Source organism: Nonomuraea sp. NPDC049637 (assembly GCF_040675235.1).
Lineage (GTDB): Bacteria > Actinomycetota > Actinomycetes > Streptosporangiales > Streptosporangiaceae > Nonomuraea.
The window spans coordinates 234395-256794 of the sequence record NZ_JBFAOM010000009.1 but is presented as its reverse complement, the minus strand read 5'-3'; the positions used below and the strand labels follow the sequence as shown (position 1 = coordinate 256794).

25 protein-coding genes are annotated in these 22400 nt (G+C 72.9%); 9 read left to right on the top strand and 16 right to left on the bottom strand.

The genetic code is table 11. The features are described from left to right. The first annotated feature begins 263 nt into the window (after positions 1-263). Both AB0J71_RS15875 and AB0J71_RS15870 read left to right on the top strand, forming a co-directional pair. Positions 264-1154: an alpha/beta hydrolase gene (locus tag AB0J71_RS15875; protein ID WP_352319252.1), complete on the top strand. Its 891-nt coding sequence runs from the start codon at positions 264-266 to the stop codon at positions 1152-1154. 13 nt (positions 1155-1167) lie between these two features. Further along, positions 1168-2073, top strand: coding sequence for an oxygenase MpaB family protein (locus tag AB0J71_RS15870; RefSeq protein WP_352319250.1), 906 nt, complete (start codon positions 1168-1170; stop codon positions 2071-2073). Positions 2074-2087: 14 nt separating this feature from the next. On the opposite strand, the gene AB0J71_RS15865 is transcribed toward AB0J71_RS15870, so the two are convergent. The 4 genes from AB0J71_RS15865 to AB0J71_RS15850 form a co-directional block, all read right to left on the bottom strand. Continuing rightward, a complete protein-coding gene (locus AB0J71_RS15865; protein ID WP_364414651.1) occupies positions 2088-3005 on the bottom strand; it encodes a PD-(D/E)XK nuclease family protein in 918 nt (305 codons plus the stop codon). Next, the gene (locus AB0J71_RS15860; protein ID WP_352319246.1) at positions 3006-3725 is read right to left on the bottom strand and encodes an MBL fold metallo-hydrolase; all 720 of its coding nucleotides are present in this window, start codon (positions 3723-3725) and stop codon (positions 3006-3008) included. An 11-nt stretch (positions 3726-3736) separates the two neighbouring features. After that, entirely contained in the window at positions 3737-4351 is a 615-nt protein-coding gene (locus AB0J71_RS15855; protein WP_352319244.1) for a MarC family protein, read from the bottom strand. An 81-nt stretch (positions 4352-4432) separates the two neighbouring features. Beyond that, the gene (locus AB0J71_RS15850; protein WP_352319242.1) at positions 4433-5059 is read right to left on the bottom strand and encodes a DUF6758 family protein; all 627 of its coding nucleotides are present in this window, start codon (positions 5057-5059) and stop codon (positions 4433-4435) included. Positions 5060-5133: 74 nt separating this feature from the next. Here AB0J71_RS15850 and AB0J71_RS15845 point away from each other — a divergent pair, with 74 nt between their 5' ends. Next, positions 5134-5535, top strand: a complete 402-nt coding sequence (locus tag AB0J71_RS15845; protein WP_352319240.1) for an NUDIX hydrolase — start codon at positions 5134-5136, stop codon at positions 5533-5535. Here the strand turns inward: AB0J71_RS15845 and AB0J71_RS15840 are convergent. Together AB0J71_RS15840 and AB0J71_RS15835 are read right to left on the bottom strand one after the other, a co-directional pair. Next, positions 5519-8413: a hypothetical protein gene (locus tag AB0J71_RS15840; protein ID WP_364414649.1), complete on the bottom strand. Its 2895-nt coding sequence runs from the start codon at positions 8411-8413 to the stop codon at positions 5519-5521. The genes AB0J71_RS15845 and AB0J71_RS15840 overlap by 17 nt on opposite strands. 565 nt (positions 8414-8978) lie before the next feature. Then, positions 8979-9905: a CPBP family intramembrane glutamic endopeptidase gene (locus tag AB0J71_RS15835; RefSeq protein ID WP_352319236.1), complete on the bottom strand. Its 927-nt coding sequence runs from the start codon at positions 9903-9905 to the stop codon at positions 8979-8981. Between the two features lie 190 nt (positions 9906-10095). Between AB0J71_RS15835 and AB0J71_RS15830 the strand changes: the two genes are divergently transcribed. Together AB0J71_RS15830 and AB0J71_RS15825 are read left to right on the top strand one after the other, a co-directional pair. Beyond that, on the top strand, positions 10096-10821 hold the full coding sequence (locus tag AB0J71_RS15830; RefSeq protein ID WP_364414647.1) for a hypothetical protein: 726 nt from the start codon (positions 10096-10098) through the stop codon (positions 10819-10821). Continuing rightward, the gene (locus AB0J71_RS15825; protein ID WP_352319233.1) at positions 10818-11375 is read left to right on the top strand and encodes a DUF6529 family protein; all 558 of its coding nucleotides are present in this window, start codon (positions 10818-10820) and stop codon (positions 11373-11375) included. The genes AB0J71_RS15830 and AB0J71_RS15825 overlap by 4 nt, the downstream gene beginning before the upstream one ends. On the opposite strand, the gene AB0J71_RS15820 is transcribed toward AB0J71_RS15825, so the two are convergent. The 6 genes from AB0J71_RS15820 to AB0J71_RS15795 are packed head-to-tail and all read right to left on the bottom strand — an operon-like array spanning position 11365 to position 15240. After that, complete coding sequence (locus AB0J71_RS15820; RefSeq protein WP_352319231.1) at positions 11365-12297, bottom strand: CoA ester lyase; 933 nt, start codon at positions 12295-12297, stop codon at positions 11365-11367. The genes AB0J71_RS15825 and AB0J71_RS15820 overlap by 11 nt on opposite strands. Positions 12298-12357: 60 nt before the next feature. Continuing rightward, a complete protein-coding gene (locus AB0J71_RS15815) occupies positions 12358-12954 on the bottom strand; it encodes a sulfite oxidase-like oxidoreductase (RefSeq protein ID WP_364414645.1) in 597 nt (198 codons plus the stop codon). 2 nt (positions 12955-12956) lie between these two features. After that, entirely contained in the window at positions 12957-13226 is a 270-nt protein-coding gene (locus AB0J71_RS15810; RefSeq protein ID WP_352319227.1) for a DUF6510 family protein, read from the bottom strand. A 10-nt stretch (positions 13227-13236) separates the two neighbouring features. Beyond that, complete coding sequence (locus tag AB0J71_RS15805) at positions 13237-13962, bottom strand: ferredoxin reductase (RefSeq protein ID WP_352319225.1); 726 nt, start codon at positions 13960-13962, stop codon at positions 13237-13239. Next, positions 13932-14543, bottom strand: coding sequence for a molybdopterin-dependent oxidoreductase (locus AB0J71_RS15800; protein WP_364414643.1), 612 nt, complete (start codon positions 14541-14543; stop codon positions 13932-13934). The genes AB0J71_RS15805 and AB0J71_RS15800 overlap by 31 nt, the downstream gene beginning before the upstream one ends. A 55-nt stretch (positions 14544-14598) precedes the next feature. Then, a complete protein-coding gene (locus AB0J71_RS15795) occupies positions 14599-15240 on the bottom strand; it encodes a hypothetical protein (RefSeq protein WP_364414641.1) in 642 nt (213 codons plus the stop codon). Between the two features lie 51 nt (positions 15241-15291). Between AB0J71_RS15795 and AB0J71_RS15790 the strand changes: the two genes are divergently transcribed. Further along, a complete protein-coding gene (locus tag AB0J71_RS15790; RefSeq protein WP_352319219.1) occupies positions 15292-15660 on the top strand; it encodes a hypothetical protein in 369 nt (122 codons plus the stop codon). A 63-nt stretch (positions 15661-15723) separates the two neighbouring features. Here the strand turns inward: AB0J71_RS15790 and AB0J71_RS15785 are convergent, their stop codons facing one another. Beyond that, complete coding sequence (locus AB0J71_RS15785; protein ID WP_352319217.1) at positions 15724-16674, bottom strand: EamA family transporter; 951 nt, start codon at positions 16672-16674, stop codon at positions 15724-15726. A 105-nt stretch (positions 16675-16779) separates the two neighbouring features. Here AB0J71_RS15785 and AB0J71_RS15780 point away from each other — a divergent pair, with 105 nt between their 5' ends. Next, positions 16780-17982, top strand: coding sequence for a CBS domain-containing protein (locus AB0J71_RS15780; RefSeq protein ID WP_352319334.1), 1203 nt, complete (start codon positions 16780-16782; stop codon positions 17980-17982). Beyond that, positions 17972-18439: a DUF1003 domain-containing protein gene (locus AB0J71_RS15775; RefSeq protein ID WP_352319215.1), complete on the top strand. Its 468-nt coding sequence runs from the start codon at positions 17972-17974 to the stop codon at positions 18437-18439. Before AB0J71_RS15780 ends, AB0J71_RS15775 begins: the two co-directional genes overlap by 11 nt. Here the strand turns inward: AB0J71_RS15775 and AB0J71_RS15770 are convergent. Next, on the bottom strand, positions 18423-18884 hold the full coding sequence (locus AB0J71_RS15770; RefSeq protein ID WP_352319213.1) for a MarR family transcriptional regulator: 462 nt from the start codon (positions 18882-18884) through the stop codon (positions 18423-18425). The two genes, AB0J71_RS15775 and AB0J71_RS15770, sit on opposite strands and share 17 nt — an antisense overlap. Positions 18885-19044: 160 nt before the next feature. On the opposite strand from AB0J71_RS15770, the gene AB0J71_RS15765 reads away from it, so the two are divergent. Beyond that, positions 19045-20184 (top strand): Mrp/NBP35 family ATP-binding protein, encoded by a 1140-nt coding sequence (locus tag AB0J71_RS15765; RefSeq protein ID WP_352319211.1) that lies wholly within the window; start codon positions 19045-19047, stop codon positions 20182-20184. 68 nt (positions 20185-20252) lie between these two features. Here AB0J71_RS15765 and AB0J71_RS15760 read toward each other — a convergent pair whose 3' ends face one another. Both AB0J71_RS15760 and AB0J71_RS15755 read right to left on the bottom strand, forming a co-directional pair. Then, positions 20253-20618 (bottom strand): sec-independent translocase, encoded by a 366-nt coding sequence (locus tag AB0J71_RS15760; RefSeq protein WP_352325385.1) that lies wholly within the window; start codon positions 20616-20618, stop codon positions 20253-20255. Between the two features lie 87 nt (positions 20619-20705). Beyond that, a complete protein-coding gene (locus AB0J71_RS15755) occupies positions 20706-22379 on the bottom strand; it encodes a trypsin-like peptidase domain-containing protein (RefSeq protein ID WP_364414639.1) in 1674 nt (557 codons plus the stop codon). Positions 22380-22400: the final 21 nt, after the last annotated feature.

Here is a 22400-nt window from a genome sequence, read left to right as displayed (position 1 = left end):
TTCGTCGGTACGGCACCGGCGCGCGGAGGGAGCCCTAGGCCCCCCTCACGGCCTCACGGCGGCACCGGCCGACATATGCGCCGTCCGGGCACCGCAGAACCCCAGAGGCCGCCTCAGGGCCCGCCACGGCCCACCGGGGACGAGGAGGCCGCCACCCGCCTCCGAAGCGCGAAAGCCGCAAAGCTCACAACTCGCCACAACTCGCATCAGGGTCGCAGCTTTGCCGGTGTCGAGGCGCTGACCTCTGGGTATTGTTGCCCCACGTGAGTACGCCGCGATTCCTCGACCTGCCACCCGGTGTGACGCCGCAGAAGCTCGAAACGCCCCATGGCGCGTTCGCGGCTCTGGAGGCGCTTCCGGTCAGCGGCGTGGTCGAGCGCTGGCCCGCCCTCCTGGTCCCCGGCCTGACCGGCAGCAAGGAGGACTTCATCGCGGTCCTGATGACCCTGGCGCAGTCCGGCCGCCGGGTGGTGGCCGTCGACCTGCGCGGCCAGTACGAGACCCCGGGCCCCGACGACCCCGCCGCCTACACCTGCGCCGCCCTCGGGGCCGACGTCGACCTGATGGCCCAGGCCATCGGCGGCGGCGACCCCGTCCACCTGGTGGGCCACTCCTTCGGCGGCCTGGTCGGGCGGGAGGCCGTGATCGACGGGCGCACCCGGTTCGCCTCGTTCACGCTGATGAGCTCGGGCCCGGCGGCCATCGAGGGCAGGCGGGCGCGCAACGGCCGGGAGATCATGGACGAGATCCCGGCCCTGGGGCTCGAACATCTCTGGCACCACCGGATGGAGCCCGAGGCGCTGGCCGCCGACGTCTCCGACGAGATCATGGCGTTCCTGCGCAAGCGGCTGCTGACCAACTCCCCCACCGGCCTGGCCCGCATGGCCGAGCAGGTGCTGCACGCCCACGACCGCACCGACGAGCTGCGCCAGATCGAGATCCCCACCCTGGTCCTCTACGGCGAGCACGACGACGGCTGGTCGCCCGAGACCCAGTCCGAGACGGCCGCCCGGCTCGGCGCCGACTGCGTGGTCGTGCCCGGCGCGGTCCACTCCCCCGCCGTCGAGGCGCCCGAGACGACGGCCGCCGCGCTGGTCAGGTTCTGGAACGCGGCCGAGAAGCACTATTTGGACACAAGGTCCAATGCCATGTAATCATTCACTTACTATGACGGACGAACTCGTCGTCCAGGCGCCGCGGAGCGCGACCTGGCAGGTGCATCTCGACCGTTCGATGTGGGTGGGCGGCGTGCGCGGCCTCATGTTGCAGGCGTTGCACCCGCTGGCCATGCTCGGCGTCTGGCAGAACTCCACCTTCCAGGACGACCCCTTCGGCCGCCTGCGCCGCACCGCCGACTTCGTGGGCCGGGTGACGTTCGGCAGCCCGGCGGAGGCCGACGAGATCGGCCGGCGGGTGCGCGGCATCCACAAGGCGCTGCGCATCACCGATCCGCGCACCGGGCGCACGCACCGGGTGGACGACCCGGAGCTGCTGCTGTGGGTCCACTGCGCGGAGGTGTCGTCGTACCTGGAGGTGGCCAGGCGCGGCGGGCTCGGGCTGAACGAGCGGCAGGCCGACCGCTACCTGCGCGAGCAGCGCAGGAGCGCCTCCTACGTCGGGCTGCACCCCGAAGACGTCCCGGGCTCGTGCGCCGAGATGGACGCCTACTTCAAGCAGGCCCGGCCCGCCCTGCGGGTGACCGAGGAGGCGGCGGCGACCGTGCGGTTCCTGCTGTGGCCCCGGCTGCCGCGCGAGCTGCGCATGTTGTCGCCGGGCAAACCGGCCTACTTCCCCTTCGGCGCGCTCTGCTACTACACGCTCCCGGAGTGGGCCCGCCGCATGTACGGCGTGCTGCCCGAGGTGCCCCCGGCGACGGTCACCGCGGCGCTGAGGGCGTTCCGGCTGGGCATGAACGCGCTGCCGGAGCCGGTGCACGACCGGGCGTTCATGCCCTCGACGCGGGCGATGCTGGCGGCCGCGCGGGCCCGGCTCGGCGCGGCCGGCTACGACGTGAGCAAGGGGCTCAAGGGCCTGACCGACCCCCGTCGCTGGCCGGCGGCGCGGGCCGCCTGACCGCTTCGCGGGGGTCAGTCGGCCAGGCCGTCCCAGGGGTTGCGGTCGGAGCCGGCGGCCTGGCCCTCCGGGCAGTGGCGGCGGAAGTCGCACCACGAGCAGAGCGGGCCGGGGCTGGGGGCGAACACCGTGTCGAGCTCGGCGGGGACCTGGGCCGGGCCGAGGACGGGACGCTCGCCCGCCCCCCGGCCCGCCGCGGAGCGCTTGGTCGCGGTGGGGGCGCCCATCACGGCGCGGTAGCGGTCGTCGGCGGCGGCGGCCTCGACCGCGATCTCCTCGGCGCGGCGCAGGTGCCGGCCCAGCGACTCGTCGGTGTGGCGCCACTCGACGACCTCGCCGGTGGGCAGGTGGTGCAGCTCGACCGCCCGGCAGGGCGTGCGCATCATCGTGGAGGCCGCGATGGCGTACGTGGCCAGGGCGAGGGACGAGCGGGCGTCGTCCTGGGTCAGCGGGCGGCGGCCGGTCTTGTAGTCGACCACGACCAGCTCGTCGCCGCGCCGGTCGAGCCGGTCGATGCGCCCGGACAGCGCGACCACCTTGGTACGCGTGGCGACCGTGCGCTCGACGCCGACCGGATCGTCCGCGGGATCTAAGGTCGTGACATATCCGGACACGAGGTCGCGGGCCCGGCCCAGCCACTCGGCCGACTGCTCGGCGTCCCTGAACCCCTCGGTGATCCACCCGTTCGTGAGCAGGACGGCGGCCGTCAGCGGCGTGCGCCGCTCGTACGGCTCACGCCACCACGCCGCCAGCGCGTTGTGCACGCTGGCCCCGACGCTGTTGTGGGCCCAGGCGGGCCCCTTGGAGGGCTGCGGCCGGTCCAGGTAGGTGAACCGGTAGCGGCGGCGGCAGTCGAGCCAGGTGTTCAACCGCGACGGCGTGCACGCGTAGAGCCGCCGCGGCATCCCGTCCAGCGGAAGCTGGTCGTACACCTACTCGTCGCCGGGGCCGAGCTTGATGCCGGAGACCCTGGTGCCGTCGGTCAGCGGGCCCTCGTCGTCGCGGGGGGCGGCCGGGTCGCGGGTCAGCGAGCCCGACACCCAGTCGTCGAAGTGCGGCTCCAGGTCGCCGACGGTGACCTCGTCACCGTGGTTGGCCAGCACCCGGGTGTCGGGCGGCAGCGTGAACAGCCGGCCGCCGATCGAGGTGAGCTGGTCGGCCAGCGCCGGGTACTCGCCGCCGAGCTTGCCCGGCCCGTCGGCCTGCAGGGCCTTGCCGGTGAAGACGGCGCCCAGCGCCTCGCAGTAGAGCGAGATCCCGCCGGGCGTGACGCCGGGCGTCTCCATGACGTCGAGCTGGACGTCGGCGACGCCGAAGACGCCGTCGTCCTCCATGTCGATGTCGGGCCAGGTCTCCCGCCAGGTCTCCCGCCACAGCGGCTTGTCCTTGGGGTGCAGGGCGACGACCGCCTCGTCTCTGCTGGCCACCTCGATGGCCGCGCCGACGTGGTCGGGCAGGCCCGCGGTGCAGATGACGGCCAGCACCTCACGCTCGCCGACCTGCTCAAGGATCTTCTCGGCGTCACGCGCCGCGTCGATGACGATGACTTCGTCGTCGTCACCGATGATCCAGGTGTTGTTCTCGACCTTGTGCTCGGTGCCGTCGATGTCGACGACGCCCTCGGTCACCACTCGCTCGATACGCGCTGTCACGCTTCCGAACTTTAGCCCGTCTGCATGAGAGCGCGAATCGCGTTGATGATGAGTTGCACGGCGAGCGCCGACAGCAGCAGGCCGGCGATCCTGGTGACCAGCTCCACGCCGTTCTCCTTGATGACGCGGATGATGCTGACCGAGAAGCGCATGAACAGCCACAGCAGGATGTGCACGGCCGCGATGGCCAGCATCAGCGCGGCCAGCCCGTCGGCGCGTCCCTCGGCCTGCTGGGCGAAGACGATGGTCGCCACGATCGCGCCGGGCCCGGCCAGCAGCGGCGTGCCGAGCGGCACCAGGGCGACGTTGACGTTCGAGCGCACGGTGTCGGTGCGCGGCTCGGCCGTGCCGCGCAGCAGTTCCAGGGCCACCAGCAGGAGCAGCAGGCCGCCCGCGATCTGCATGGCGGGCACCTCGACGTGCAGGTACGACAGGATGGCCCGCCCGAACACCGCGAACACCACCACCAGGCAGAACGCCGTCACCGCGGCCTGCCAGGCGATGCGCCGCCGCTCGGCCGGGGTGCGGCCGAAGGTGTAGGCGAGGAAGAGCGGGATGACGCCCGGTGGGTCCATGATCACGAACATCGTCACGAACGCCTCGACGAAGAACCTGACCCCGGACACCGCTCCCCCAACCGGCCGCCCGGGGGAGGCGATCCTTGCTCAGCCCCGCGCCCGGCCCGCCGGGCGCTCGATTTCCGGCCCTCAGTCTTCCAGCAGCGGCGAGAACCCGCCGAACGGCACCTCGAACTCGCGGTCGCGGGCGTCCTGGAGGGACAGCTCGGCCAGCGCGATCATGCAGCCCGCCTCGGCGGGCCAGGCGATGGTCCACAACCAGTTGCCGAGCGCCTCACCGGCGTAGACGGCCCGGTCGTCGATGCCGGCCAGGCACCACATCGCCGTGGGATGCCCCAGCACCTCGATCTTCGCGTTGGGCGGCCCGGAGTCGAACCCCTCACCGGGGTCGGGCCCGTCGAGCCCCGCGAACGTCGCGCCGAGCCCGACGCCCGGCTCCTCGGCGATGACCAGCAGGTCGGCCGGCCCCTCGATCGGCGAGGGGCCGCTGAGCGCGACCACGCTGGCCCGCGAGCCGGTACGTTCGTCGCCGACCTCGCCGAACCCGGTCACCGTCCAGCCGGGCGGCAATGGCCAGGGCAGCCACACGGGCACCACCGAGCGTTTCCGCAGGGCCTCCAGCGATTCACCCGTGGGCGGTCGCGGAGGCTGGTACGGCAGGACGTCGCCGTGCGTGTCGCAATGGAACGCACTGGACAGGGCGCTCGACCCGTGAAGCGGGCCGAAGCACCTTGGGCAGGTAGGAGCCGCTCTCACAGCTACCCACGGTGCTTCCTCCGGCACGGCCGCGTCAAGACCGGGACCCGTTATCCCGTCGTAATCTTGGTCATGTGCGCGTAAATTGTGTCGGCGCGATCATTTTCGACGCCTCTGACCGGCTTCTTCTCATCCGGCGCGGCCGCCCGCCGGGCATGGGCCTGTGGTCGCTCCCGGGCGGCCGGCTGGAGCCCGGCGAGAGCGACGCGGCCGGCCTGCGCCGCGAGGTCATGGAGGAGACCGGGCTGCGCGTCGAGGTGGGCCGCCTGGCCGGCACGGTGGAGCGTCCCGGGCCGGGCGGCGTCACGTACGTGATCCGCGACTACCTGGCCACCTGCGCCGGCGGCGTGCCCGTGGCCGGGGACGACGCCGCCGACGTGCGCTGGTGCGGCCCCGGTGAGCTGGCGCTGCTCCCGCTCACCGAGGGGCTGCTCGGCTGCCTGACCGAGTGGGGCGTGCTCACCGGTTGGCGGTGAGGCTGGAGGTCCACAGGATCAGGTGATCGGTGTCGTACGTCGTGGACCGGCCGAGCGCCACCACCTCCGTGCCGCTGATCGCCACGGCCGTCAGGGCCTGCATGCCGAGGCCGGAGAGCCGGTCCCTGGTCAGGGCCATGCGGTTCCACGACAGGCCGTCCTGGGACACCCAGGCCGCGCTGTCGCCCTCGCCGGGGACGCCGTGCCAGCCGACCGCCACCAGGCCCTGGTCGCCCGCGGCCAGGTCGTGCACGGCCGCCGCCTGGTCCGCGGGCAGCCAGGCCGTCGTCCAGCTCTCGCCGTCGTCGTCGGAGACGGCGGAGAAGGCGCGGCGTGCGCCGCCCGTCACGGCCGTGCCGATGGCGACGAGCTTGTCGTGGTACGTCGTGACCTGCCGCAGCCCGGCCGACGTGGCGTCCGGCGGGGTGAGCCGTTTGCGGGCGCTCCAGTTGACGCCGTCGTCGGAGAACCAGACCACGCTGTTCTCCCGATCGCCGCTCCCCGACCCGCCGACCGCGACGTAGCCGCCCTGGGTCGCGATCACGTCGTGGACGCGGACGCCCGAGCCGCCCTGGGGCAGCTTCCTGGACCGCGTGTACTTGCGCAGGTCGGGCGTGAACCACATGGCGGCGGCCACCGAGCCCGCCTGGTCGTGGGACTCGCCGGCCAGCACGTACCCCTTCTTGCCCGCCGCGACGGCGTGGGTGTCCAGGTAGGGCCGGTCGCGGTCGCGGGCCAGGTCGCCGGAGACCGGCACGCGCCGCCAGTTCTCGCCGTCGTCGGAGGTGACGAGCAGGGGGTCGGTGACGGCCAGGTTCGTCTGGGTGCTGCCGGCCGCCAGCCAGCCGCGAGCGCCGTGGGCGACGTCCTCCAGGATCTGCCTGCCGGGGCCGCCGAGGCTCATCGACTTCCAGCGCTGCCAGTTGCTGATCGTCCACAGGCCGGCGTCGCCGGAGGCCGCGCCGACCGCGACGTACCGGCCGCCGGCGGACGCCAGGCGGGTGGTCTCGCGCGACACCCTGGTCAGGCCCTCGACCTGGCCGAGCTGGACGCGGGAGGCGGCGCCGCGCGGCGGCGCGGTCATCAGCACGAGCTGGTTGTCGACGTCGGAGGCGGCCTGGTCGCCGCCGGCGAACAGGGTGCCGCCGTCGGAGATCGTGAAGCCGCGCAGCGTGGCGCCCGCCAGGTCGCCGAGGTCGGCCCGCTTGGTCCAGCCGCGCCCGTCGGCGCTGGTCAGGACCGAGTACTTGCCCAAGGTGGCCTGGCTGATCGCGGCCACGCCGGACCGGTAGGAGACCAGCGACTCCACCCCGGGGCTCTCGCCGCTCAGGCCGCCGATGGAACCGCACTGCGACCACTGGGCGCCCGTGGGCGAGCAGTAGACGCGCACGCCGCCGTCGACCGTGCGCTGCCTGGTCGGCACCAGGACGAACCGTTTGGGCAGCACGGCCACCGTGCCCGTGCGCGGCTCGGCCTCGGGCAGCTGGAAGCCGGTCGCCTGCCAGTCGCGTCCGCCGTCGGACGAGCGCAGCACCCGTGAGCCGCTCCCGTCGGCCGGGCGGCCGACGGCCACGACCGTGTCGCCCTGGGCGACGACCGCCCTGATCTCCTGGACGTCCAGCCCCCTGGTCTCCACGCGCTCCCAGGCCCGGCCGTCGGACGAGCGCCAGGCCGCCGGGCCGGGGCCGCCGTCCCCCGGCGTGGCGCCGACGGCGACGAAGCCGGAGGCCGTCCTGGCGATGTCGTAGATCTGGTCGCCGGGCCGGAAGGCGGCCATGCCGGTCGCGTTGACCGTCGTCCAGCTGAAGCCGTCGACGCTGGTCCACAGGCCGCGCTCGCCGGACGGGCCGTCGCCGCCGCTGGCCAGCCAGCGGCCGTCGCCGCCGACCACGCGCTGGACGATGGGCGTGGAGGCGCCGCTCACCTGGCCGAGCTGCCAGTGCTTGCCGGCGTCGGGCGAGAACAGGAAGAGCGGGCGCGGGGTCGGGCTGGTGGTGTCGCTGCCCACCGCGACCACCGCGCGGCCGACGGAGACGATGTCGTTGAGCTTCTGGTTGGTGCCGACGCCGGCGGCCGGGACGGTGAACAGGTCGTCCCCCGAACGGCCGGTGCCGGCCTCCAGGCGCAGTCCGGGGGCGTCGGTGTCGCTCCAGCGCCAGACGAGCACCCCCGCGGCCACCAGGAGCGCCAGGGCCATGGTGAGGGCGATGGGGGCGGCCCTGCTGCCCCGGTGCACGGGGCTGGACCGGCGCACGGCGGCCGGGGCCGGGCCTCTGTGGTGCCTGCCGCCGGCGCCGCCGGGGCGCGGCGGGCCGGTGGCGACCAGCAGGTCCGGTCTCGTGGGACGCCCGCCGGGCGGCCGGCCGACCCGCCTGACCTCGGCGTCCTCCTCACCGGCCACCGCGGACTCGGCGTCCCGGGCCTCGGGGTCGCGGGCCTCGGCGTCGCGGACCTCGGCGTCGCGGACCTCGCGGTTGCGGACCTCGGGGTCGTGCGGTCCGGAGGTCTGGGATCCGGGGTCGTGCGGTCCGGGGGGCTCGGACGGCGAGGGCGGGGGCTGGGTGGCGGGGGCCTCGTCGGTGGGGAGCGGCAGGTGGTAGGGCGGCTCGCGGTAGGGGCCCGCGGGGGCCATGCCCTCCTGGGGGCCGTCGGCGGGCGGGGCCGGGGGCTCGGACGGCGGCGCAGTGGGCGGGGGCGCGGCGGGCGGTTCCTGGCGGGGCGGGCCGCCGGCGACGAGCTTGTCCGGGCGGTTGACGATGCGCCGGGGACGGCGGCGCGGCTCGACCTCGGGCTCGGCCGTCGGCGAGCTGTACGGTCTGCGCCCCTTGGGCGGTTCCTGCGGCGACTCCTCCGGGATCGGGGACGCGAACGGCGGCATGCCCCAAGGGGAGGTCAAGGGTAAGCCCCGGGCCCGGTCGTCGGTGGGCCCGGGCGGTGAGTGGCGGATCCTGGGCTCCCCGGAAGAGGCCCTGGCCTCGCCGGAAGAGGGCCCGGGCTCCCCGGAAGAGGCTCCGGGCCGCCCGGAAGAGGCCCTGGCCTGCTCGGACGCGGCCCTGGGCCCGGGAGAGGTGCCGGGCTCGTCGGGAGAGGGGGGTTCCGCGGCGTCCTCAGGACGCGGGTCGTCGTCGTCCGGCGGTCGCCGTGGCGGATCGCTGGGGCCGGAGGCCACGCGCCGCACCTCCTAGTCGAACTCGTCGTACAGGTGGAACCCGTCGAATCGGACCTGGTCAACCGGGTTGCGCGGGGAAACGGTGAGCGAACGGGCCGTTTCCTACGGACCGTTCCACAAATCCCGTCCCACCTTATGCGCCTATTTTCTACCCCGTCCCACCAAAACGATCACCTCCGTGACGCCCTCGCCTGTCCCACAGGAACCAGACCAGCATGCCTGAGCCGGATTGGCGAGACCTCTCTAGCGAGATTTCCGGAACCTCTCGCCTGATTTATCCAGAAATAGCACTAATTGCCCGCTTTTTGGATATATAGAACACACCAATCGCATACACCGCGAGCTGCACCACCGTTCCCGACAACGCCTGCCACGGGATGGGCGTCTTGCCCTGGTCCAGCGCGTCCTCCAGGCTGCCCGAGGCCGCGCTGAGCCCGAAGGCCAGCATGTTGTTCATCACGTGCAACGCGATCGGCGCCTCCAGCCCCCCGGTCCGTACGGCCAGCCAGCCCATCACCGCGCCGAAGGCGAACACGTCGAGCAGCCCCACCCACGAGTAGCCGTGCAGCGACGCGAACAGCAGGGACCCGATGAGGATGGCCCACACCGGATTGCGCACGTGCACGCCGACCGCCTGGACGAACCAGCCGCGGAAGATGTACTCCTCGGTCGCCGCCTGGAACGGCACCAGCAGCACGATCACCACGAGGGCGGGCAGGAACCGTCCCCAGCCGACCCAGCCGAACAGGTCGGAGTACCCCTCCCCCGACAACGACAGGGCCGTGACCTGCGCGATCTGGCCCAGCACCAGCGCCAGCACGGCCAGGCCGAGGCAGCGCAGCAACCAGGACCAGCGCAGCCGTCCGGCGACCGACGACAGCGTGCCGGGCCGGCGGCGCTGGACGAGCGCGGCGGCGCCGAAGACAAGCGGCAGCACGGCCGCGATCGACAGCAGCACCATCACCAGCCCGAACACCGGATCGCCGAAGATCTGCCCGGGGTCGGTCGGCGCGGGCAGGCCGAGGATCAGCTCGGCGACCTTCCCCACGAGCAGCACACCGGTGCCGACGACGAAGAACCCGACGCCCACGAGGATCGTGCCGACGACGGCCCGCCACGGCTCGTTCGCCGCGGTGCGGGCGAGATGGTCGTAACGCGCCCCCCGCGGCGTCGGCAGGAACCAGGACCGCGGCTGCGGCACGGGCGGCGGCCCATAAGGATAGACGGGCGGCCCAGGCGGCTGACTGCCATATGGCGGATTCGGTCCAGGGTTCTCCTGCATCCATACATTCTGTCTGCCGGGTGAGCATTAGTTCACAGACGACCCACCCCTTTGGGCGGATGCTCGGAGTCGTACGGCATTTCGCCCCTTCGGAGTTCGGGAGCAGTCCATGTCAAGGCTGGGACCTTTCATCACCCTGGCGGCGGGCGCGGTCCTGGCCGCGGGGCTGGGCGTCGCCAGCGTCACCGCGGCACCGGCGGCCGACGATCCCACCGGCACCGTGGCAGCCGGGTCGCCGACCGAGGCCGCCGCCACACCGTCGCCGTCCGAGTCGTCGCCGTCCGGGTCGTCGCCGTCCGTGTCATCGTCGGCGTCGCCCGCGCCCACCGAGGCCGCGAAGATCCCCAAGGCCGACTACGGCGGGTACGTCAAGGGCAACGGCGGCCTGATAGCGATCTCCGTCCGCGACGGCAAGGCCGTCGGCTACTTCTGCGACGGCAGGTCGGAAGCCTGGTTCAAGGGCGGCGAGGCCGGCGGGAAGGCCGTGCTGAAGGGCCCGGGCACGGCCCGGCTGACCGCCACGCTCGGCGGCGGACGCGCCAGGGGCAGCCTGTCCGTCGGCGGCGGGAGGCGGACCTTCACCGCGCCCGCCGTGGTCCGGCCGTCCGGGCTGTACCGGGCGACCGCGCAGGTCAGAGGCGCGAGGCTGCGAGCGGGCTGGATCCGCGTCCCGCGCCCCGGCGGCGGCTACGACCAGGTCGGCGCCGCGTTCCTGGGCCAGGAGCAGGTGGACATCCCCCGGCTGGACGCCGGCCGGCCCACCACCCCCGTCACCGTCGCCGGCGCCACGGTCCTTCCGAAGGACGTGGACGGCTTCATCGAGGAGATGCAATGACCGCCATCCACCGTCCCTCGCACCGGCCCGCCCACCGCACGGCCGCCGTGCTGCTGATCCCGCTGCTGGCCGGCGGCCTGGTGGCGCTGGGGCTCGGCGTGTACGGCCGGGCGCACACGCCCACGGGGTTCGCGATCGGCCCGGCCGGGTTCTCCGGCGCGCTGCCGATGAAGGCGTGGCTGACGACCGGGGCGTTCGCGCTGGCGATCGTCCAGGTGGTCTCGGCGCTGTCGATGTGGGGAAGGCTGGGGATCGAGCTCCCGGAGGGCGTCCACCGCTGGTCGGGGCGGCTGGCCTTCCTCCTCACGATCCCCGTCGCCTTCCACTGCCTGTACGCCCTGGGCCTGCAGTTCGACGTGCCGCGCGTGCTGGCCCACTCGCTCCTCGGCTGCTTCTTCTACGGCGTGTTCACGGCGAAGATGCTGGCGCTGCCCAAGCGCGACGCGCCGGGCTGGACGCTGCCGCTGCTCGGCGGGCTGGCGTTCACGGCGCTGGTCGGGCTCTGGCTGACCTCGTCGTTGTGGTTCTTCACCGCGGTGGGCGTCAAGGTGTGAACGTCTTCGTCCTCGCCAGACCGGCCGCCCTGCCCTTGGCGGCCACGACGAGCGCCATCTTGCGGGACGCCTCGTCGATCATCTCCTCGCCCAGCATGACCGCGCCGCGCCGCTCCACGGTGGTGTAGTGCTCGTACGCCTCCAGGATCAGCTCGGCGTGGTCGTAGTCCTCCTGGCTCGGCGAGAACACCTCGTTGGCCGCCTCCACCTGCATGGGGTGCAGCACCCACTTGCCGTCGAACCCGAGCGCGGCGGCCCGGCGGGCGACCCGGCGGTAGCCCTCGACGTCCTTGATCTGGAGGTAGGGGCCGTCGATCACCTGGAGGTCGTGCATCCTGGCGGCCATCAGCAGGCGCATGAGGATGTAGTGGTAGGCGTCGCCCTCCTCGTAGCCGGGCGGCTGCTCGCCGACCACGAGGGTGCGCATGTTGATCGAGGCCATGAAGTCGGCCGGCCCGAACACCAGGGCCTCCAGCCTCCTGGACGACCCGGCGATGGCGTCGACGTTGACCAGGCCGCGGGCGTTCTCGATCTGGGCCTCGATGCCGATGCGGCCCACCTCGTAGCCCATCGACCGCTCGATCTGGGTCAGCAGCGTGTCGAGCCAGACGACCTCGGTCGGGTCCTGGACCTTGGGCAGGATCAGGCAGTCGAGGAACCGCCCGGCGCCCTCCACGACCTCGATGACGTCCCGGTACGTCCACATCGTGGTCAGGTCGTTGACCCTGACCGCGCGGGTCCTGCCGGTCCAGTCGCCCTCGCGCAGCGCGGTCACGACGTTCTTGCGGGCCTCGTCCTTGGCCAGCGGCGCGACGGAGTCCTCAAGGTCGAGGAAGACCTCGTCGGCGGGCAGGGTCTGGGCCTTCTCCAGGAAGCGGGGGTTGCTGCCCGGCACGGAGAGCACGGAACGACGTGAGCGCATGCGCCAACGCTAACGGCTGCCGGGCCGCCCGCGGCAGGCGTCCCCCGTCTATGGGCACGATCAGCTGTTCCAGTAGCGCTGCTCGCGCCAGGGGTCGCCGTAGTTGTGGTACCCGGCCCGTTCCCAGAAGCCGGGCCGGTCGCGGTCGAGCAGGCGCAGGCCCTTGACCCATTTGGCGGACTTCCAGAGGTACAGGTGCGGGACCAGCAGCCGGGCCGGGCCGCCGTGCTCGGCGGGCAGCGGGTCGCCGTCGAAGGTGTGGACGATCCACGCCCTGCCGCCGCGCAGGTCGGCCAGCGGCAGGTTGGTCGTGTAGCCGCCGTGGCAGTACGCCTCCGCGAACTCCGCCTGCGTGTCCACGTCGTCGAGCAGGACGTCGATCGACACGCCCTGCCAGTCGGTGTCGAACTTCGACCAGCCGGTGACGCAGTGGAGGTCGGTGTGCGGGGCGCTCTGGGGCAGGTCGAGCAGCTCGTCCCAGGTCCAGACGCGCTCCCGGCCGGCCTCGGTGACCAGGGTGAACGTCCAGCCGGCGGTGTCCACCCGGGGTGTCGGGCCCGCGGACAGGACGGGGAAGCCGGGCGTGAGGTACTGGCCGGGCGGCAGGCGGTCGTCGTGCCGGCCGCGCCCCTTGAAGCCCTTCGAGACGACGGCCACGGTCAGCCACCTCCCTGCACGGGCGTCTCCAGCAGGCCGAGGCCCGGCATCGCGGCCATCATCCGGCCCGGCGCCTCCACCAGGGTCATGAGCACGTTGTCGCAGTTCGGGCAGCGCAGCACGGTGCCGGGGGCGGGGCCGTACACGGTGGCCTCCCCCAGCGGGCCGTTCATGCCGCACTGCGCGCAGACGCCCTGGGCGGCCGTCATGTCCCGGCCGAAGAACTGGGCCAGCGGGCCTGCCGCGGCGTTGCCGTCCACGGGTTGTTGCATCGTGTCTCTCCTAGCCGTACCGCTCGGTGCGGACGTCGGTGGGCGGGTAGCCCAGGGCGGTGAGGATGGCGGCGACGTGCTCGACGAACGCGGTCGGGCCGCAGACGTAGGCCAGCGGCTCGTGGGCGGGCGGCCAGGCCAGCCGGACCAGTTGCGAGCGGTCCACCCGGCCCACGGGCTCGGGCCAGTCGGTGGGGGCCGAGCGGGTGTAGACGAAGGTCACCTCGGCGCCGGCGGACTCCAGCTCGTCGCGGTAGATCACCTGGCCGGGGTCGCGTACGGAGTAGACGAGCCGGACCGGGGTGCCGTCGCCCAGCCGGGCGCGGTGGCGCAGCATCGAGCGCAGCGGCACCACGCCCGACCCGCCCGCGACCAGCAGCAGCGGCCGCCGCTCCGGCATGGGCTCCCACACGAAGTAGCCGCCGATCGGGCCGCGCACCTCCAGCTGGTCGCCGGCCTCGGCCACCTCCACCAGGTACGGCGACACCTCGCCCCCTGCCACCCTGACCACGGTGATCGAGGGCCGTTCGCCGGGCGCGCCGGCCAGCGAGTACGCCCGGGTCGCCTGGTAGCCGTCGTCGGCCGTCAGCCGCACGTCCACGTGCTGGCCGGCGCGGTGTCCCGGCCAGCCGGGCACGTCGAGCAGCAGCGTACGCGTCTGGTCGGTCTCCGGGACGACCTCGGCGATCGTGGCCGGCTGCCAGGTCAGTCGTCGTAGTACCGCTGTTCCCGCCATGGGTCCCCGAAGTTGTGATAGCCGGACCGCTCCCAGAAGCCGGGGCGGTCCTCGTCCATGAGCCACAGCTCGTGGATCCACTTGGCGCTCTTCCACAGGTAGTGGGCGGGCACCAGCATCCGCACCGGGCCGCCGTGCTCGGGCGGGATCGGCGCGCCCTCGTAGGCGTAGACCAGCCACGCCTTGCCGTCCACGATCTCCTCGACCGGCAGGTTGGTGGCGTAGCCGCCGTAGCTGACGGCCAGGGCGTACCCGGCCGCCCGGTCGGCGCCGGTCAGCAGCCGGTCGAGGGACACGCCCGTCCAGGTGGTGTCGAGCTTGCTCCAGTGGGTGACGCAGTGGATGTCCACGGTGATCTGCTCGGCGGGCAGCGACAGCAGGTCCGTCCACGTCCAGGTGGGCTCGCCCGCGCCGCCCCTGACGGTGAACGACCACCGCTCGGTCCGGATGTGCTGCGTCGCCCCCGCGGTGAGCACCGGGAACCCCTCGGCCAGGTACTGGCCCGGCGGCACCCGCCCGGTCAGCTCCGGCCGCGGCCGCCGGAAGTGTTTCCCGGCGAAGCCACGTGAGACGATCCCCATGAATGCGGTTCTCCCCGACAGAGCACCCGGCGGACACCAGAAAAGGGCAAAGTGTTCAGCCGGTGAATCCGTGGGCACGCAGGCGGGCGATCAGGCCGTCGATGCCGCACGGCTGGTTCCAGCCGGTCGAGGAGAAGATCTCGTCCCTGCCGCCGACGGCCCGGCCGCCGGGGTCGTCGGTCACCTCGTGCAGGATCACGCCCTGCGGGGGCGTCGACCAGGCGACCGGACGTCCCTCGACGACCTTGCCGGTCGCTCTGGCGCGGTTCAGGAACAGCAGCACCCGGGTGCCCGGGGGCGCCGCGCGGGCGAAGTCGGCCACGCTGTGGACCGGCGTGCCCGCGTCGTCCACCGCCGCGCCTTGGTGGAAGGCGACGTCCGCGACGTCCGCGGCGGCGCCCTTGAGCCGCTCTTCGACCCGGGCGCGCATGAGGACGTAATGGGTGCGGTCCCCCGGGATGCCCTCCTCGACCACGGGCCCGGCGGCCCAGCCCGTCAGGTGGCCGGTGACGACGGCCTCCACCTTCCCGGCGAGCGCCTCGGGCGTCGGGGAGGCCGGGTAGTCGTACACGGTCTGCCGCAGGACGCGCGTGTCCAGCGGCCCCGTACGGGCGGAGGACCGGCACGCGGACGGCGGCTCAGGACCGGCGGCGCCGCAGCCCGCGACGAGGACGAGCACGAGGATGAACGACCGCATACCGGTGAAACGCGCGCGGGCCCCGAGCGGTTCGGGGGTTACAGTCTGATCGTGAGCGACGACATCGCGGCCATCGAGGAGGGCGCCAAGAAGTCCGGCATCCTCTGGCTCGCCCTCGACCGCCCGCGCCTGGCCTGGCACGCCTGGCACGACGGCGCCATCTACCTCGTGACCGGCGGCGGCGAGCAGGACCTGCCGGGCCTCGGCGCGCTCGACCGGGTGCGCGTGACGCTGCGCAGCAAGGACAACGGCGCGCGGCTGGTGGAGTTCGACGCGGCGGTCTCGGTCGTCGACCAGGCCGCGGCGGCCGACGCCGTGGCGGTGCTGGCCAAGGAGCGGCTCAACGCCCCCGACAGCGAGCACCTGACCGAGCGCTGGGCCCGCGACTCGACCGTCCTGCGCCTCACGCCGGAACGCTGACCCCCGGCCGAACCCGGCTCCGCGGCGGCCGGGCTCACACCTGAGCGGTGACCTCGGCCGGGCTCACACCTGGGCGGTGACCTCGGCGGGGCGGTCCGGGGCGGGGGCCGGCCCGCCGCCCGAGGTGGCGGTCTGGGCGAGCAGCGCGCCGCCGAGCACGATCAGCCCGCCGACGATCTGGAACACCCCCAGCGTCTCGCCGACCAGCGCCCACGCGACCACCGCGCCGCCGATGACCTCCAGCGAGGCGACCGTCGCCCCCACCGCCGCCGACAGCCGCCGCACCATGTTCATGCTGAGGATGTACGCCAGCGCGGTCGCCACCAGCACCAGCCACAGGTACGCCCCCAGCACCGGCAGCGTCGTGCCGCCCTGCGGGGCGACGGAGAGCGTGAAGGCCTCCCAGGGGATGTCCCAGGGCTGCGCGAAGGGGATGAGAACGACGGCCGAGCCGACCATGCCCCAGGCGACCAGGCCGAGCAGGTCGATGTCGGGGCCCATGCTGTCGCCCATCAGGAAGTACCCGGCGCAGCACGCCCCGGCCAGCAGGCCCAGGAGCAGGCCGAGCGCGTCCAGGCGCATGCCCTGCCACGCCTCGACGACGATCGCCAGGCCGACGAACGCGATCACCGCGCCGACGTAGGCGGCCCCGGCCAGGCGTACCTTGCGGACGAGCCTGACCCAGGCCACCACCATCACCGGCGCCATGAACTCCAGCAGCAGCGCGATCCCCACCGGCAGCCGGGTGATGGCGACGAAGTAGAGCGACTGCACGCCCGCGACGGCCATCACGGTGTAGAGCCCGAGGAACGGCAGCCGGGCCCGCGGGATGCGCAGGGCCCGCGGCTTGACCACCGCCAGCACCGCGACCAGCAGCAGCCCGGCGCCCGCCATCCGGGTCCAGACGGCCTCGACCGGCGCCAGCCCGGCGGTGATGAGGTACTTGGCCATCGGCCCGGAGAACGCGAAACAACACGACGACACGAATGCCAGTGCGAGCCCCGCCAGCCTCATGGTGTACCCCTAGTGCCCAGTAATCAGCGTTAAATGCGTTTGATACTGACATGCCAGGCAACCGGGGCGCAACGGCGTCTCACTGTTAGCCTGGCCCACGTGCAGATCTTCGTGGCCCGGCTGGCGGGGACCCCCGTCTTCGACCCCACGGGCGATCAGATCGGCCGCGTCCGCGACGTCGTGGTGGGCCTGCGCATCACCGGCAACCCGCAGGTGCACGGCATGGTCGTCGAGGTGCAGCCGCGCCGCCGGGTGTTCCTCCCGATCACCCGCGTGCGCCGCATCGAGGCGGGCGCGGTCGTCTTCACCGGGCGGCTGAACATGCGCAGGTTCGAGCAGCGCGCCTCGGAGACCCTGGTCATCGGCGAGGTGCTCGACCTGTCCGTACGCGTCGGCGACGAGCCCATGACCGTCTACGACGTCGCCATGGAGGAGACCCTGCCGTCCCGGTGGGAGATCACCAAGGTCGCGCTCTTCAAGGGCCGCCGGCGCGAGCCCAGGACGGTCGGCTGGACCGAGGTGTCCGGCTTCGACACCCTGCAGAAGGACCAGGGCGCGGCCGGGCTGATCGCCGCGTTCGAGTCGCTGCGCGCCGCCGACATGGCCAGCGCCCTGCACGAGCTGCCCACCAAGCGGCGCATCGAGATCGCCCGCCAGCTCGCCGACGACCGCCTGGCCGACGTGCTGGAGGAGCTGCCGCCCGACGACCAGATCGGCATCCTCGGCACCCTCGAACCCGAGCGGGCCGCCGACGTCCTGGAGGAGATGGGCCCCGACGACGCCGCCGACCTGCTGCACGACCTGCCCGAGGAGCAGGCGGCCAGGCTGCTGGCGCTCATGGAGCCCGGCGAGGCGGCCCCGGTGCGGCGGCTGCTGACCTACGCCGACGACACCGCGGGCGGCGTGATGACCAGCGAGCCGGTCGTCCTGCCGCCCAACGCGACGGTGGCCGAGGCGCTGGCCCACATCCGCCAGCAGGACCTGCCGCCCGCCGTCGCCGCCCAGGTCTACGTGACCAGGCCGCCCACCGAGACGCCGACCGGCACGTACCTGGGGGTCTCGCACTTCCAGCGGCTGCTGCGCGAGCCGCCCTCGACGCTGCTCGGCCGCGTGCTCGACCCCTCGCTCGACCCGATCAGGCCCGACTTCACCCTGCGCCAGGTGCACGCCTTCCTGGCCAACTACAACCTGGTCGCCGCCCCCGTCGTGGACGAGCTGGGCAGGCTGGTCGGCGCGGTGACCGTCGACGACGTCCTCGACCACCTGCTTCCCGACGACTGGCGCGAGGGGGACCACCGTGACCACTGACCGGCTCGACCAGCCGCGGGCGCTGCGCCGCTCGCTGCGCCCGCACTACGACCCCGAGGCGTTCGGCCGCCTGTCCGAGCAGATCGCCCGCTTCCTCGGCACGGCCCGGTTCATCGTCTACATGACCGTGTTCGTGGCGATCTGGGTGATCTGGAACGTCGCCGCTCCCCCGTCGCTCAAGTGGGACCCGTACCCGTTCATCTTCCTCACGCTGATGTTGTCGCTCCAGGCCAGCTACGCCGCGCCGCTCATCCTGCTCGCCCAGAACCGCCAGGACGACCGCGACCGCATCCAGTACGAGCAGGACCGCGAGGCCGCCGACCGCAACCAGGCCGAGATCGAGTACCTCACCCGCGAGATCGCCGGCCTGCGCCTGGCCCTCAACGAGGTCGCCACCCGCGACTACCTGCGCGCCGAGCTCGGCCGGCTGCTGGAGGAGCTCAACAAACGTCAGTGACGTCGAGCCTGGCCAGCAGCGCCCGCACCGCGCCGACGTCGCCCGCGCCCAGCAGGTCGAGGAACTGGTCCTTGACCCCGCGCAGGTAGGTCGGCGTGGCCTCGGCCAGCCGCGCGGCGCCCGGCTCGGTCAGCACCGCGAACAGCCCGCGGGCGTCGTCGGAGCACGCCTCCCGCCCGACCAGCCCGTGCCGCTGCAACCGGTCGATCAGCCTGGTCAGCCCGCTGCGCGAGAGCAGCACGCGGTCGGCCAGGTCGTTCATGCGCAGCCGCCGCCCCGGCGCCTCGGCGAGCTGGGCCAGCACCTCGTACGAGGCCAGCGGCAGATCGTGGGCCACCAGCAGCTCGGCCTCCAGGCGGCGGGCGATGCGCACCTGGGCCCGCTGCAACATCCGCCAGACCGCCAGTTCCTCGGCGGTGAGCCCCTCGTCGCGCAGCAGAGTCACGCAGTAACCTTAGACGTTGTTGCACAGACACCTAACAGCGCGGATTAACCGAGCGGCCCCCCGGGTTCATACCATGGAGGGGCATTTCTCACTGGCTTTCAGCGCCTGTCACACATAGACCGACTAAGGAGGGACGGCACTCCCTCGTGCCGAGACTTCGATGGCACCAACCCAGGAACAGGTGACGGCCGCCCTCGCCACCGTCATCGACCCCGAGATCCGTCGCCCGATCACGGACCTCGACATGGTCAAGAACATCGAGATCGCCCCCGACGGCGCGGTCCGGGTGGGCGTCTACCTCACCGTGTCAGGCTGTCCGATGAAGGACACCATCACCCGCGACGTGAAGACGGCGGTCGGCAAGGTCGGCGGCGTGACGGACGTCCAGATCGAGCTCGACGTCATGAGCCCCGAGCAGCGCAAGACCCTGCAGACCAAGCTGCGGGGCGACCGGGGCCCGGAGAAGGAGATCCCCTTCAACCAGCCCGGCTCGCTGACCCGCGTCTTCGCCGTCGCGAGCGGCAAGGGCGGCGTGGGCAAGTCGTCGGTCACCGTCAACCTGGCCGCCGCGATGGCGTCCAACGGCCTGAAGGTCGGCATCGTCGACGCCGACATCTACGGTCACAGCATTCCTCGCATGCTGGGCGCCGCCGAGCGTCCCACCAAGGTCGAGGACATGATCATGCCGCCGTCGGCGCACGACATCAAGGTCATCTCCGTCGGCATGTTCAAGCCCGAGGGCAACACGCCGGTCGTGTGGCGCGGGCCGATGCTCGACCGGGCGCTCCACCAGTTCCTGGCCGACGTCTACTGGGGCGACCTCGACGTCCTGCTGCTCGACCTGCCGCCGGGCACCGGCGACATCGCCATCTCGGTGGCGCAGCGGCTGCCGTCGGCCGAGATCCTGGTCGTGACCACGCCCCAGCAGGCCGCCGCCGAGGTGGCCGAGCGGGCCGGCTCGATCGCCGCCCAGACCCACCAGCAGATCGCCGGCGTCATCGAGAACATGTCCTGGCTGCCCTGCCCCCACTGCGACGAGCGCGTGGCCGTGTTCGGCGAGGGCGGCGGCCAGACCGTCGCCGACGCCCTCACCCGCACGCTGGGCGCCCGCGTCCCGCTGCTCGGCCAGGTGCCGATCGACCTGCGCCTGCGCGAGGGCGGCGACGAGGGCAAGCCGCTGGTGCTGACCGACCCCGACTCGCCGGCCGCCGCGGAGCTGCGGAAGATCGCCGCCGGTCTGAGCAAGCGCTCCTCCAGCATCAAGGGCATGCAGCTCGGCCTGTCGCCCAACCGTTCCTGACCCTCTCACGCGAAGACGGGCCCGCCCAGCGAAAGCTGGGCGGGCCCGTCGCGCGTCTGCAGGGTGTGTCAGGTGGCCTCGGAGTCGTAGGGGGGCAACTCGCCATAGGCGAGCTCCGACGGCGGCTCAGCGGCGTCGTAGGACGCGACGGCGGCCGGCTCCAGACCTCCGGGACGGCCGTTCCAGTCGTCCTCCAGATCGTCGAGGAGGTGCTTGCGGACGAAGTTCTTCGGGTTGAGGTCGGCGGGGTCGAAGTTCTGGAACTCCGGCCCGAGGCCCGCCCGCAGGTCGTCGCGCGCGTTGTTGGCCATGCGCCGCAGGTTGCGCAGCGTCTTGCCCGCCTGCGAGGCGGCCTGCGGCAACTTGTCAGGACCGAAGACCAGGAGCGCGATGACGATCAGCGCTCCGACCTCCATCCACCCGAGTCCGAACACCGTACGCTCCTACCCGCAGTCCGCAATCCTCTCCACAGACTAAAGGCTCCAGCCCGTGGCTGAACCGTCCCCCATGGGTCATATCACTCAGGACGGGCTGGGAGCCGGCTGATCGTCCGCGACGACGGTGAGGGTGGCGGTGCGTTCCGCTCCGGCGCGCTGGTACTTGATGGTGATCTTGGCGCCCGGCGCCTTGCTGCGGATCAGGGCGATCAGCTCGTTGCCGTCCTGCAGCGCCAGCCCGTCGACCTCCAGGATGACGTCGCCCGCCTTCAGCCCGGCCTTGTCGGCGGGGCCGTTGGCGTCGACCGGCTGGCGGCCCTCGGCGGGCTCGGAGGCGATGCGCACGCCCTGGCCCTTGTAGTCCTTGTCCAGCACGATGCCGATCTTCGGACGCTTGGCCTTGCCCGTGGTGATCAGCTCCTCGGCCACGCGCCGCGTCTGGTTCACCGGGATCGCGAAGCCCAGGCCGATGCTGCCGCTCTGGCTGTTCACCGAACGGCTGAGGGTGGCGATGGCCGAGTTCACCCCGACCACCTCGCCCCTGCCGTTGACCAGCGGGCCGCCGGAGTTGCCCGGGTTGATGGCGGCGTCGGTCTGGATGGCGCTGATGTAGGCGGGCTCCTCGGTGGCCGCGCCCGTCTCGTCGCCGGCGATGACCGGACGGTTGAGCGAGCTGACGATGCCCGTGGTGACCGTGCCGCTGAGGCCGAGCGGCGAGCCGATGGCGATCACCGGGTCGCCCACCACGACCTGGTCGGAGTTGCCGAGGGTGATCTCCGGCGTGCCGAAGGTCTCCTCGGGCTTGACCACGGCCAGGTCGGAGCCGGGGTCGCGGCCGACGATGCGGCCCGCGGTGGTCTTGCGGTTGTTGAACATGATCTTGATCTCGCCGCCCTTGGCGGCCATGGCGACCACGTGGTTGTTGGTCACCACGTAGCCGTTCTTGATCAGGAATCCGGAGCCGGAGGCGCCCTCGGTGTTGGTGCCGTTGCCGACCTCCAGCGAGACCACGCTGGGCAGGACCCGCGCGGCCACGCCGGCCACCGAGTCGGGCGCCCTGTTGGTCGCGCCCGTCGGGGCCGGGCCGAGGCTGTAGGACGGGTCGGTGCCGCTGCTGCCCGACCTGGTCAGCAGGTACGTGCCGAGGCTGCCGAGCACGGAGGCCACCAGCGCGATGGCCACGGCGATCGCGATCAGCGCGCCGGCGTTGAGCCCGCGCCTGGGCAGCGCGCCCGCGCCGGGCCCGCCCTGCGGCGGCGGCGCCCACCCCGGGCCCATGCCCAGGGCCTGCCGCGGCGGCGGCGGGTGGTTGCCGCCGTACGCGCCCATGAAGGGCGGCGGCTGCATCGGCCGCGGCCCGGTGTCCGCCGGCCCGAAGGACGGGGTCTCGTACGCCCGCGTGCCGCCAGGGCTCTCGAAGGGGCTCTCGAACCCCCGCGGCCCGGCGGGGCTCTCGAACGACGGACCCTCGTACGCCCGCGTGCCCCCGTCGTGCGGCGGCACGCCGCCGGAACGGCCCGGCGGCTCGTACGGCGACGCCTGGCTCTCGGAACGGCCCGACGGGTCGTACGGCGACACGCCCGGACTGTCGGAGCGGCCCGACGGGTCGCCCCAGGACGCGCCGAACGAGGCGGGCGGGTCGGACCGGCGGTCCGCCTGCTCGCCCTGCTCGTCGGCGGGCAGGAACTCCGGCCGCCCCTGTGGCTCGGGGAAGTCCGACGTCGTGCGTCCTTCGCCCGGGCGCGTCTCGTCGGTCATCTACGTCTCACCACTCCTTGC